Source organism: Ruegeria sp. MALMAid1280 (assembly GCF_049195285.1).
GTDB lineage: Bacteria > Pseudomonadota > Alphaproteobacteria > Rhodobacterales > Rhodobacteraceae > Ruegeria.
Map to the genome: position 1 here is coordinate 1 of NZ_JBMIRT010000041.1, position 12500 is coordinate 12500.

8 protein-coding genes, 1 tRNA gene and 2 rRNA genes are annotated in these 12500 nt (G+C 51.4%); 5 read left to right on the forward strand and 6 right to left on the reverse strand.

The window, feature by feature from the left end:
- From ACOQFT_RS06115 to ACOQFT_RS06125, 3 genes are all read left to right on the forward strand, one after another.
- On the forward strand, positions 1–1912 hold a 1912-nt coding region (locus ACOQFT_RS06115; RefSeq protein WP_421597077.1), incomplete at its 5' end, for an NACHT domain-containing protein.
- A 333-nt stretch (positions 1913–2245) separates the two neighbouring features.
- On the forward strand, positions 2246–3532 hold the full coding sequence (locus ACOQFT_RS06120; protein WP_421597078.1) for a DUF3987 domain-containing protein: 1287 nt from the start codon (positions 2246–2248) through the stop codon (positions 3530–3532).
- A 105-nt stretch (positions 3533–3637) separates the two neighbouring features.
- Positions 3638–3937, forward strand: coding sequence for a hypothetical protein (locus ACOQFT_RS06125; RefSeq protein WP_421597079.1), 300 nt, complete (start codon positions 3638–3640; stop codon positions 3935–3937).
- Positions 3938–3975: 38 nt separating this feature from the next.
- On the opposite strand, the gene ACOQFT_RS06130 is transcribed toward ACOQFT_RS06125, so the two are convergent.
- The 3 genes from ACOQFT_RS06130 to ACOQFT_RS06140 form a co-directional block, all read right to left on the reverse strand.
- Positions 3976–4401 carry a hypothetical protein gene (locus tag ACOQFT_RS06130; RefSeq protein ID WP_421597080.1) on the reverse strand — a complete coding sequence of 142 codons (426 nt, stop codon included), beginning with the start codon at positions 4399–4401 and terminating at the stop codon, positions 3976–3978.
- Complete coding sequence (locus tag ACOQFT_RS06135; RefSeq protein WP_421597081.1) at positions 4398–5210, reverse strand: plasmid recombination protein; 813 nt, start codon at positions 5208–5210, stop codon at positions 4398–4400. The genes ACOQFT_RS06130 and ACOQFT_RS06135 overlap by 4 nt, the downstream gene beginning before the upstream one ends.
- Positions 5211–5344: 134 nt before the next feature.
- The gene (locus ACOQFT_RS06140; protein ID WP_421597082.1) at positions 5345–6970 is read right to left on the reverse strand and encodes an AAA family ATPase; all 1626 of its coding nucleotides are present in this window, start codon (positions 6968–6970) and stop codon (positions 5345–5347) included.
- A gap of 213 nt (positions 6971–7183) precedes the next feature.
- Here ACOQFT_RS06140 and ACOQFT_RS06145 point away from each other — a divergent pair, with 213 nt between their 5' ends.
- Positions 7184–7351 (forward strand): hypothetical protein, encoded by a 168-nt coding sequence (locus ACOQFT_RS06145; protein ID WP_421597083.1) that lies wholly within the window; start codon positions 7184–7186, stop codon positions 7349–7351.
- Between the two features lie 97 nt (positions 7352–7448).
- Positions 7449–9095: a recombinase family protein gene (locus ACOQFT_RS06150; protein WP_421597352.1), complete on the forward strand. Its 1647-nt coding sequence runs from the start codon at positions 7449–7451 to the stop codon at positions 9093–9095.
- On the opposite strand, the gene ACOQFT_RS06155 is transcribed toward ACOQFT_RS06150, so the two are convergent.
- The 3 genes from ACOQFT_RS06155 to ACOQFT_RS06165 all read right to left on the reverse strand — a co-directional run bounded on the left by ACOQFT_RS06155 (position 9052) and on the right by ACOQFT_RS06165 (position 12306).
- Positions 9052–9128 (reverse strand) — tRNA-Met (locus ACOQFT_RS06155). The two genes, ACOQFT_RS06150 and ACOQFT_RS06155, sit on opposite strands and share 44 nt — an antisense overlap.
- A 53-nt stretch (positions 9129–9181) precedes the next feature.
- Positions 9182–9296: ribosomal RNA gene (rrf, locus tag ACOQFT_RS06160) — 5S ribosomal RNA — on the reverse strand.
- A 183-nt stretch (positions 9297–9479) separates the two neighbouring features.
- A 23S ribosomal RNA gene (locus ACOQFT_RS06165) occupies positions 9480–12306 on the reverse strand.
- Positions 12307–12500 lie beyond the last annotated feature (194 nt).

Sequence of the window (12500 nt, forward strand, 5' to 3'; positions counted from 1 at the left end):
AATGAACGACATGGCCACGGACATCGCCGTCCAAACCTCGACACAACTCATAAAAGATACGCTCGACGCGCTCTACACTCCATTATCAAAAATCGTAAACGTTAATCGCGCCAAGTTCCTCGAGAGCTTCAATGCATACTGTGATTATATGCTGACCAAGAGTAGTATGGTTAGAACGCTTTATTCCAAAAGCAAACCCATGGCTCTAAAGGATATCTACGTTAAAACCAGCTTTACAATAAATGATACTCCTGGCTCCAGTTTGAAGTTCTCGGACACTGAGCTTGTCAACAAATTCGCTTCAGGGACAAGAATAATCGTCAAAGGAAATGGTGGATCTGGCAAAACCATCTTCCTCAAACACCTTTGGCTATCGCGGTTTGAAAAGAAATCTGGAAAGATACCTATTTACATAGAGCTGCGAAGGTTAAATGATCTACAAAGCCTGGACATCATTACGTTCTGCCGATCCGAACTTCAGTCAGATCTAATTTTCGGAAGTGGTATTTTTGAAAAACTTTGCGAAGCTGGCAAATTTGAATTTATTTTTGATGGGTTCGACGAAGTCGCTCGGGAAAAAAGGAAACAAGTTGAAAGGCAAATACTTGATCTTTCCGAAAAATACAGGAAATGTAATTTTTTAGTTTCCGGGCGTGAAGATGATAGATTTTCAGCCTGGGGGTCATACGAAATCTACACTGTTTCTCCGCTCTCAATCGACGATCTAAAGGCTTTAGTCGAAAAAATACCTTTTGACAGGAAGGTGAAAAAGAAATTTCTCGAAAACTTGTCAGATGACTTTTTTGAGATGCATCACAGTTTCCTTTCGAGCCCGTTGCTCGCGATCATGATGTTAATGACGTTTAACGAGAATGCTATAATACCAAGTAAATTGACAACGTTTTACAATCATGCGTTCCAAACGCTTCTGACATGGCATGACGCCACAAAGGACTCCTTCGAACGAGAAAGATGCTTAACTATTGATGAGTTTCGAAGAGTATTTTCGACCTTTTGCCTCGTATCATATTACGAACAGGCTTTTGAGTTCGATGACCAGCAACTAAGGACCTTCATTAAGAAGGCGCTCGACTATCATGGTATTGAGGTAAGCGTTGACAACGTTCAGAATGACATATGCGAGTCTGTAAACCTGCTTCAAAAAGAAGGACTCAAATTCATCTTCGTTCACCGTTCCTTCCAAGAATATTTTGCTGCGGAATGCGCTATGCAAGTAATATCCGGAAAGGCCAGTGAATTTCTTTCCGCGTTTGCTAAAAGGCCTAACGATAGTGTCTTTTATATGTGCCATGAACTACACCCGGAATTGGTCTTCGACAAGTATTTAGCGCCTAAGATTTCGGAAGCTCTTTCTTCCGAATTTTTCAAATTAGAACCGAAAGATTCACGTTTCCGCGCTTCGTATGTCTATGATAAATTTTCTACTCAGACCATAAGGCACGATGGGGAGTTAATGCTTGGCGAGATTAGGTTCAGACCGACAAAAGAAGTTCGAAGCGTAGTTGACTTCGTCGATCTGTGTAATCAAATGCGCCGAATAGGTCACCAAAATGATCTCGGCTTCGTTGTTTTCAAATCGATTATTGAGGCAGTTCAAAATACCCTGTCAGAAGCAGGCATTCGAGCACCTTCCGAGTCAAAGGTTAAAATTACCATAGAGATGAATACTCACGACTATAAAATAAGCATACGCAACACTGGAAAAGAAAAGATATCAACCAAAGATATCAACAATCTGAAATCGACATTTTACAGTATTTTTCCAGATATCCTGAAAAAGGCTGATTTTCAAATCAAAGCCATTGTGGACGAAACAAAAGAATTCTTCACATCACTCCAGTCCGAAAGGCAGGAAAAAGAGAAATCTATCGACGAAATTCTCGGGATATAGTGGAGATTCAAGGGCTTTCGGGCTGCGTGGCACCTTTTACTCTGTTCACACTATAAGGGTGCCACCGCTCGACCGAACCGCGACGCAGTAGACCTACCAATTCTTGAGTGCACATCCGCCCTCATCCGCCGACGGCTTGCTGACGCCCGGCATGTCAATTTACTCTTTGTAATTCAGCACCTTACCAATTTTCCGCTGACGCTTTCGCGCCCTCCCTCAGATTTTTTTGAAAAAAGTGTTGCCAATTTCTTCGGTTTTGTCAGCTTTGGCCAATCTCCTTTTCAGCCGGAACAAACGCCGGTCAAAACATAAACTGAAAAGGAACATCACTCAATGTCATCCCATGTCCGTAACAACTCCCTCAAAGGAGCCAGGAAGGTTGGCACGCGCTCGCCTCGCCTTCTCGACTGCCTTTCCGGGCTAACCCCCGAAGGGAAAGAAACCGTCCAAGCATTCCTGAGCTATCAAGGATCCCCGGATTGGGACGGTTTGAAAGTGGTTCCTCCAGGATCTTTCCTCGAAGAAGTCATCGAACTTTTCCGGCGCGAGACAGACATTCCCCTGGAACTGCCGCTGATTGCAGTGCTGTCTATTGTTTCGGGCTACCTCAATGCCCTGGGCGCAAAATACGAGATCAGTGGATCGCTGTATTCACCAAAGCTCTGGACCGTTGTCCTCGCCGCTTCGGGATCCGGCAAGACTTTTGCCACAGATAAGGTTGAAAGCTGGCTTGCTGATGCTGACGGCAAGCCTGTGGTTCCTGCATTGCAATCGGCATCCTCCGCCGCTCAGTTCGTTGCGAATATCCAGCAAGTTCCAAAGGGCCTTATGGTCCGCGACGAATTCGGCCAGTTTCTCAACCAAATTCAGCACCTCCGGCACATGGAAGAGATCAAAGACGTCTTGCTACAGGCCTATTCTGGCGGAGCGATCACACGCATGACCAAGGAAGCGCAAATCGTCATCCAAGACCATGCCTTCTCAATCCTGGGCATCAATGTTGGCGAGACGTTCGGTGATCAAATTGGCGCTGAATCCCTGGTGGATGGTTTCGCACAACGTTTCAACTTCATTCACGCTGACCGGGATCCCAAGCGGCTCACTCAGGACTTTCCGATCTATTTCGAGGACTGGGACTGTCCCGCCATTCAAAGCCGCTATGCCCGCTTGCGGTCTGATTGGTTGAATTTGCTTTCCCGAACCGAGTTTGAATACGCCACCTTCACCTTCTGCCCGCATGCAATTGATTTGTTCAAGGACAGCTTCCGCACGCTGTTCATCGAGGCTGAGATTCCGGCCAGCTTCTATCGACGCGCAATGTTCTCAGCGTTTTCTTACGCCGCTGTATTCCATGCTATCGCGGGCAACAGCGGAACCAGGATCGAGCGCGACAGCATGTCACTCGCTGTTAGAATGGTGGCCCTGCACCTTGACCACGCGCGCCGCCTGTTGACCAGCTACGGCCTTTCCGACCTGGAAAAGACGGTCCAAAAGGCTGAGAACATCCGCGACCGGCTCAAAGCACGCGGCAAGCCACTGAAGGCCCGAGATCTGGTTTCTGGCATCCGGGAGATCAAATCCGCAGCCCAGGCTCATTCTGTCATGAGCCTGATGAGATGATCTTTAGGGGTAGGGGTTTGTTTTTGGCCTTCTCACTCGCGGGAAGGCCAAAAACAAACCCCTACCCCAGATAGACTTCACCCCCTCCGATACAAGAGACCCCTCATGAAAAAAAATTCTGTGACAAAAGAACAAGCCCGTGAAGCAGTTGAACGGCTCCTGGACGCGGTGAGAGCTGACAGCGGGGTGAGCCTCCGGCTGGCCCGTTTCATCCTCTCGACCCATGGCGCTCACAGCGACGTCGATTTCGATTTGTTCCCGAGCCTGGACAATGACAATCTCGAAGCAGCCCACATCGCCATGCGATATTCGCTGTTCGAGCGCCGATATGAGCTTCCGCTTGACTGGGAAGAGGCGATGGAAATCCGCGACTACTGGGAGGAGCGGAACAAGGCCAGCGCCTGACTGCGCCTTGGTCTTGGCCTGCGGCGGCGACCAGGGCGCTATCGCTCACGCCCGCGAAAGCGCTTCTGGGGCTTGCGCTCGCTTGGCGAGATGCCGGGTTCATCCTCACCTTCAGCCACGCGCTGGAGGATGAGCAAGATCAGACCATACCGATGGATGCGGTCTTCCAAATACTGCACTCGCCAAAGATCCGCATCCATCCCGGCGGACGGCCTGCTCTCCTCGTGCAGCTCCTCCGCGCTGACCAGCCCTGACGCGATTACCTCCTTGTAAAAATCGGCCATTATGCGTTCACGCTCCGGCGTGTTGGCGAGGCATTCGGCGAGGAGATCTTTGGCAGGCGTGTTTGTCTTGACCAGCGCCCCCTGTCGCAGCCGCTCAACCTGCTCTGCCTCGACTATCGGGAATTTTGCGATGTCATCACACAATTCCCAAAGTGCTATTGTGAATTCATCATGCTTCATCGGGACCTTCCTCTTGCTTTTGTTTTTGATCGCACCTGTGCCAGGGCGGCACTCGCCGCTCCTCGGTCTTTCTCCTGTTTTTTTCGAGGCTGGAACGTCTGCTGCAAGCTCCTGAGCTTCTCGCCCAGGTGCCTGCGGATCTCGCCATCGAGCAAAGACAATTGAGCAGAAGCCGCCTTCATACGCCCGTTCAGCCATTCCTTCTTAGTCCTGGATCGACGTTCTTTCCTGAGTTCGGTTGGGAGCTTGTCACCCCGCTGAATATCCAGATGCTGCACTGCCGCCGCATACTTATCGTGTAGATCTTCATAGCTATTCAGCGCGGCGAATGCTGGGTGCTTGTGATGGCTGACCTGCTTAACCGTCCGGCGCTTGGTTTTCTTGTCATAGGTCGGAACAATCACCGCATGGATATGTGGCGTGGTTTCGTCGAGATGAGTGGAAATATGAACCGCGTCCTCGCCGAACTCCTTCTTGAGCCATTTGACGCTTTCACGAAGCCAAGGGTTCAGCCTGTCTTTGTCATATTCCCCGCCTTGATCCGCACGACCAGGGCGAAAATACTCCGGCGAAGCTGACAACAATACGCGCGTGATTGGCTTCTCATTGCGCTTGTCGATCTTCGCCCCAGTCTGATCCAAGTATTTCCTGACAGCCGCTTCCGGGCACTTGTCGAGGCCGATTGAGGCGTTGAGATGGGTTCTGGTTTCATCCGTGTGGGTTTGATCCCCAATTTCTCGGCGCTCATGCTGCGCATGCGCCTTGAGGGCGTTGAAGCCAATCCGCTCGATGTTCAAAACTGCTTTCATGCAAGGGAAATGGTTCCCGGAGAGCACTCACAAAAACAAAACCGGTTTTTTCATAGCTCACTATGGAAAAATAGGGCCCCGCCTTCGGCACCCCATTTTTCTGCTCGCTCTACGAGGTTTGAAAAGCCCTAAATCTAACTGGCCTCGATTTGGGGCAAGCAGGCTCTCAGGGCCGTCGTCAGTTCCGGGTTAGTGTTGTTCCGAAGGCAGCGAGCCACCCATCCTTCAAACCTGTCCTTCCGGCATCCCTTGAGATGGGTAGCTGCAAGCGCGAGCAACTGCTTGTTGTCGTAGAGGCGTAACAGTTTCGGCAAATCCTGCTCCGAAATCGCCTGGTAAATCTCATCAGTTCGGGTAGCTGCGATGCCCTCAATGTCCAGGGCTCCAGTGCGGGCAGCATATTCTCCTTGAAGCGCTTCGATTGTGCTTGCATTGGAAAGGTCGACTTTCTTCAACGCCCGATCAATCCGTCGCCGACAGTATCTGACAACAACTGCCTCGACCTTCTTCTCCGTATCCAAAGATCTGAAGATGGCCTCCGCAAGCTGAGAAAGCTTCTGGTCGAGCTCTTCTCCTGAAAAACCCTCTACACCGGCAATGGCGGCGCTGACATCTGGCAATAAAAGGAGGTTCTCGATTTCTGCCACAGGAAGCACAGCGATACCAAGATCCTGGAGATATTGCCGATCCTCATCTTCATAGTCATCGCCATCCACTACGCCGGAACAAGTGACCCGGGTTAGTTCAGCATTCTTGCGCATTGTAACCACAGAGTGGATCACCTCAGTGCAAGACGAGCGCGGAACCACTGTCCAATCTGGATAGCAGGCACGATAGATCGCCAGATCGAGGCTTTCCTGGGTGCCTTCTACAAAAAGCACCGGCTTGCGGCTCCCCAAAATGAGAGTTGTGAGTTCTTCATTGAAGCCTGTATTTTCGGGCACTGCTTCAATGTCCCAAGACGGAGCTGGAGAATAGTCCTTGATCACAAACTTCTGGGCGGCGCGAACTGCCGCGAATTCAAGATCATGGGTGATGAAAACAAACCCGCAGTCCGGTCTGGCTGCTTCGATTTCATCCCAAAGCTTCGACATAATTGACCTGTGCACGTGAAGCTCGGGTTCATCGACAATCAATACACTATCTTCGGCGGCAACAAGGGCTTGGCCAATCATGTAGAAAATTGCCCTCTCGCCGTCGCTCATTTCCGAAGCTTTGTATGTCTCATCGCTCTCAGGGAGTGACACAAGAATGTCATCTCCAGAAATATGAAGGACTCGGTGAGGAAGAAGTCGCTTCCATATATCATTCAACTTGTCGAATTTGGTGATCTTAAACTGGGAGTTTGTTGGTTCGGCCCCGGGCTTGTTTTGATGGTAGGCAAGCAATGACGTATTTGATTGATCTGCAAAAAGAGCCTGAATGAGATAATTGAAATCGTTCAGGAGAAAAGTTGCTTGCTTGTTTTGCCATCGATGGCCTGGTCGATAGTTCGCTCGGGATAGCGATGCCTCATCCGCGTGACCCACCCGAAGCGCAGCAAGCGCCTTTTTCTCACTGATCTTTGCCACACCCGGATCAAGGTTAAGAGCTCGGTGTGCGGAGATCCTATGTGACTTTGCGCCCAGGCTTTCTTCTATGTGAACGGTTAAACGGGTTTTCCCGCCGCCATTCGCGCCAACAAAAATTACCGTTTCACCGGCCTCGAATTGGAAAGCCACGCTCCCCGAAGGTGTTGGAACAGAAAACTGAAATGTCACGTTTGAAACCTCTTTTCGGATCTGGCGGCATTAAGCTGAGAGGTGACAATTATTCCCCCTACTGCTGCGCTCCCATCCACTACTTTTCAATCCCTTACGTCAGAAAGCGGGTCTGCTTGCCATACAACAAGCAGACCCTCCGCATGCCTATACTTCAGGCTTCAAGGCTCTTTCGTGCTGCGGTTTTCAGTGTCCCAGCCGAAGGAGAACCGAATGAACCTCTCGAAGATGATAGACCTGATTGCTGAAGTCGCCGCAAAGCAAGGGTCCCAAAAGGGAAACTCGAAAGAAGAAGCTCCAGATGCAGTGCTCCCTATCATATTGGAATCGCTTGGCGTTCCAAGAGCGCTTTTCACCTTAGGCGGGAATTTTTACTCTTGAAGGCCCCTCGCAAAGTTGAGCATGTTTAGCGAACATTGATCGGAGACATTTCATGCAACAGCCGCGCGTCGCACTCTACGCCCGTTATTCCACGGACATGCAAAATCCGAAGTCTGTTGATGATCAATTTCGGGAGTGCAGGCAATACGCGGAACGCCAGGGCTGGATTGTTGCAGGCACTTTCGCAGATCGCGGCATCTCAGGTGCAACCGGCGACCGGCCGGAGTATCGAAGACTGCTCTCATCCGTTCAGGATCGAAAGTTTGACATTGTCCTGGTCGAACACCTTGATCGCTTGGGACGGGATATCGAACAGGTCTCAGGATTTTACAAAGCCGCATCCCATGCAGACACAGAAATTTACCAAATCGGCCGCCGAATGGGCATCATGGACATCGGCATCCTCTCGACTTTTGCCACTTTGTTCCTTGAGGATCTTGGCAAGAAAACGCGTCGAGGTATTGCTGGCAAGGTAGCCGGAGGCAACAGCGGTGGTGGCCTGTCATATGGCTACCGCGTGGCCAAAAACGGCAACGGAGAAGTCATCAAGGGAAAATTGGAGGTCGTTGATGAACAAGCCGCAATCATCCGAAGGATATTCCGCGAATACGCTGATGGAATATCCCCTCAAAAGATTGCGGAGGGCCTCAACCATGACGGCATTCCCGCCCCAAGAGGGCGCGGTGACGGTTCGGGGCACTGGAAGCAAAACACGCTTAATGGCAACCGCGAACGCGCAACCGGAATCCTGAACAACGAACTGTATATTGGTCGCTACCTCTGGGGTCGGCTTCGCTATTCCAAACATCCTGAAACTGGCAAGCGCGTCTCTCGCCCGGTTCCCCGAGAAGATTGGCTGCTCGCGGAAATGCCAGACCTTCGTATCCTCGACCAAAACCTTTGGCTTGCGGTTAAGGAACGTCAGGACAGTCTCGCAAGGAAGCGTTCAAAGCGTAGCCCAACTGACACCAAAGGACTGTCTGCATCCCAGGAGCTTCGTCGGCGAAAGTATCTACTGTCTGGCCTCCTGCGGTGCGCACGGTGCGGCGGTAAGCTGACGGTCGCAGGCTCAGCAAAGACACGGCGCTATTATTGCGCCAATGCGAAAGAGAAAGGATCATCGGTCTGCGAAGGTATGCCAGGCCTGAAAGAAAACCATGCCGCAGAGACCATCCTAAGCAGCCTGCGGGAACACTTGATGCAGGATGAAGCGTTCCAAGAATTCAAAACGCGTTATCTCCATCACCTACAACACCAGGAGAAGGATAACGGGGAGGCTCTCCGTCTGCATGACCAAAAGACCAGGGAGCTTGAAAAGAAGATCTCCAACCTGATGGATGCCATTGAGAATGGCCAGCATTCGAGCGTGATTGTTGAGCGTCTGAATTCATATGATGAGGAACTCAAAATGCTGCAAAGGACGCGGGCTCGGCTGGTTCCAAAACCCATAGAACTCCCCGATGACATGCCGTCTCTGTATCGAGGATACATCGACAATCTTGTCGCGACCCTGACCGATGAAGGTGTGGCTGGCCGAGCGAGCGACGAGCTGCACGAGCTGCTGGACCGCGTTGTCGTCTCATATGATCAAGAAACCAAGAACCATGTCCTGGATATGCAGGGCAATCTGATCGCCATGCTCAATAAAGCAAAACCCGCCGATGAGGCGGGCCTTGATTCCGACGACTGTTCGCTAAAGTTGGTTGCGGGAGTAGGATTTGAACCTACGACCTTCAGGTTATGAGCCTGACGAGCTACCGGGCTGCTCCATCCCGCGTCAGTGTCAGATTTGTATCATCGTGTTAGAGAGAAGTGTTGGGCTTTTACTAGGTTTGGCGGTGACCTACTCTCCCGGGGCTTAAGCCCAAGTACCATTGGCGCGGCAGTGCTTAACTTCCGGGTTCGGGATGGGACCGGGTGTTTCACTTGCGCTATGACCACCAAACCGAGGAAAAGCCCATGTCGACTTTCTTGCAAAGCAAGAAAGCGACAGGTGGCAGGCAGCGTCTTTTGCTTGCAAAAGGCGCGTTGCCACTCGGTTGTTATGTCAATCAACACCGCAGCGTGTTGCTGCGAAGTTATCCATGTTCAAGGTGTATGTTTTTGATTTGTCTTTCCATTACTGGATCAAATCAAGCCTATCGGGCGATTAGTACCGGTCAACTGAACGCATTACTGCGCTTACATCTCCGGCCTATTGACGTGGTGGTCTTCCACGGCCCTCAGGGAGACCTTGTTTTGAGGGGGGCTTCCCGCTTAGATGCCTTCAGCGGTTATCCTGTCCGATCATAGCTACCCAGCACTGCCGTTGGCACGACAACTGGTCCACCAGTGGATCGTTCACCCCGGTCCTCTCGTACTAGGGGCAACTCCTCTCAAGTCTCCTACACCCACGGCAGATAGGGACCGAACTGTCTCACGACGTTCTAAACCCAGCTCACGTACCTCTTTAAACGGCGAACAGCCGTACCCTTGGGACCTGCTCCAGCCCCAGGATGAGATGAGCCGACATCGAGGTGCCAAACACTGCCGTCGATATGGACTCTTGGGCAGTATCAGCCTGTTATCCCCGGCGTACCTTTTATCCGTTGAGCGATGGCCCTTCCACTCGGGACCACCGGATCACTATGGCCGTCTTTCGACTCTGCTCGACTTGTCAGTCTCGCAGTCAGGCTGGCTTCTGCCATTGCACTCAACGAGCGATTTCCGACCGCTCTGAGCCAACCTTCGCGCGCCTCCGTTACGCTTTAGGAGGCGACCGCCCCAGTCAAACTACCCGCCACGCAGGGTCCCGGATCCGGATAACGGACCGCGGTTAGACATCAAGAGTGCGAAGGGTGGTATCTCAAGGGAGGCTCCACAGGGACTTGCGTTCCTGCTTCAAAGCCTACCACCTATCCTGCACATCACAATCCTGATGCCAGTGCGAAGCTGTAGTAAAGGTGCACGGGGTCTTTCCGTCTAACCGCGGGAAGCCTGCATCTTGACAGGCAATTCAATTTCGCTGAGTCGATGTTGGAGACAGCGGGGAAGTCGTTACGCCATTCGTGCAGGTCGGAACTTACCCGACAAGGAATTTCGCTACCTTAGGACCGTTATAGTTACGGCCGCCGTTTACCTGGGCTTCAATTCAAGGCTCTCACCTCTCCTTTTAACCTTCAGGCACCGGGCAGGCGTCAGACCCTATACGTCGTCTTGCGACTTCGCAGAGCCCTGTGTTTTTAATAAACAGTCGCCACCCCCTGGTTTGTGCCCCCAGCCCCTAGTTGCCTAGGAACCGGGCCTCCTTCTCGCGAACTTACGGAGGTATTTTGCCGAGTTCCTTCAACATCGTTCTCTCAAGCGCCTTGGTATGCTCTACCAGTCCACCTGTGTCGGTTTAGGGTACGGTCTGATGGAGGGCTATTTCCAGGAACTGCTCAGCAGCCCAACCAATCCGATAAGGCTGAACTACATCCGCAATCCGTCACATCCTCCTGGCCTAGGAATATTAACCTAGTTCCCATCGCCTACGCCTTTCGGCCTCGGCTTAGGGGCCGGCTTACCCTGCTCAGATTAGCTTTAAGCAGGAACCCTTGGACTTTCGGCGAGAGTGTCTCTCACACTCTTTGTCGCTACTCATGTCATCATTCTCACTAGTGATCTCTCCACCGGATCGCTCACGCGCCGGCTTCATCGAAAGCCTCTCTCCTCCAATACGCCCGAAGACGTGAAGGAGGAATGAGACTATGTCACACTACGCTCTGCTACCATGCCTTACGGCATCCTAAGCTTCGGCTCATGGCTTGAGCCCCGTTACATCTTCGCCGCAGGACAACTTATTTAGACCAGTGAGCTGTTACGCTATCTTTAAAGGATGGCTGCTTCTAAGCCAACCTCCTGGTTGTTTTGGTCGTCCCACCTGCTTTCCCACTTAGCCATGAATTGGGGGCCTTAGCTGTAGGTCAGGGTTGTTTCCCTCTCCACTACGGACGTTAGCATCCGCAGTGTGTCTGCCATCTAGTACTCCCGGGTATTCGGAGTTTGGTTAGGATCAGTAAGCCTGTGGGGCCCCATTACCCATCCAGTGCTCTACCCCCCGGGGTATTCGGATGACGCTCTACCTAAATAGATTTCGCAGAGAACCAGCTATCTCCGAGTTTGATTGGCCTTTCACCCCTAGGCACAGCTCATCCCGATCCTTTTCAACGGATGTGGGTTCGGTCCTCCAGTAAGTGTTACCTTACCTTCAACCTGGCCATGCCTAGATCACTCGGTTTCGGGTCTGATCCCACGAACTCATACGCCCTATTAAGACTCGCTTTCGCTGCGCCTACACCTAACGGCTTAAGCTTGCTCGTGAGACCAAGTCGATGACCCATTATACAAAAGGTACGCCGTCACCCCGCAAGGGGGCTCCGACTGATTGTAGGCGTTCGGTTTCAGGTACTGTTTCACTCCCCTCGTCGGGGTGCTTTTCACCTTTCCCTCACGGTACTGGTTCACTATCGGTCAGCAAGGAGTACTTAGCCTTCGAAGGTGGTCCTCCGATCTTCAGACAGAATTTCACGTGTTCCGCCCTACTTAATACGTCCGTCAAAGCTTCCTATACGGGGCTGTCACCCGCTATGGCCACGCTTCCCAACGTGTTCTAGTCACTTATCCGGCTCGGCTGGTCCCCGTTCGCTCGCCGCTACTAGGGGAGTATCAATTGATTTCCTTTCCTCCGGGTACTTAGATGTTTCAGTTCCCCGGGTTTGCTCTTAAAACCCTATGTATTCAGGTCTTAAGTACCTGTTCATGCTCATTATTGATTAGCAAAACTAACAATAACAAACATTCAGGTGGGTTGCCCCATTCAGAAATCCATGGATCAAAGCTTATTCTCAGCTCCCCATGGCTTATCGCAGAGTATCACGTCTTTCATCGCCTCTTGCTGCCAAGGCATTCACCAAACGCCCTTCTCGCGCTTGATTTGATCCAGAAAAAGAAAGACATAAGATTTTGCGCTACCGCCTGTTCGGCTACTTGAGCGCGTGAACTCTTCCGGCCTGCGGCCTTCACAGTTCGACTATGTCGATCGTGATCATCCAGCTGGTAACTAAAGATGATCGTTCTTCTGAACCAAAAACATACATTTCCCGCCCCCGCCACTTGGACGAGGACAATT

What these genes read in the sequence shown, in the direction of transcription:
- ACOQFT_RS06125 (WP_421597079.1), top strand. Translation starts at nt 3,638, where the DNA reads ATGAAAAAAAATTCTGTGACAAAAGAACAAGCCCGTGAAGCAGTTGAA.
- ACOQFT_RS06135 (WP_421597081.1), bottom strand. Translation starts at nt 5,210, where the DNA reads ATGAAAGCAGTTTTGAACATCGAGCGGATTGGCTTCAACGCCCTCAAG.
- ACOQFT_RS06130 (WP_421597080.1), bottom strand. Translation starts at nt 4,401, where the DNA reads ATGAAGCATGATGAATTCACAATAGCACTTTGGGAATTGTGTGATGAC.
- ACOQFT_RS06150 (WP_421597352.1), top strand. Translation starts at nt 7,449, where the DNA reads ATGCAAAATCCGAAGTCTGTTGATGATCAATTTCGGGAGTGCAGGCAA.
- ACOQFT_RS06120 (WP_421597078.1), top strand. Translation starts at nt 2,246, where the DNA reads ATGTCATCCCATGTCCGTAACAACTCCCTCAAAGGAGCCAGGAAGGTT.
- ACOQFT_RS06145 (WP_421597083.1), top strand. Translation starts at nt 7,184, where the DNA reads ATGAACCTCTCGAAGATGATAGACCTGATTGCTGAAGTCGCCGCAAAG.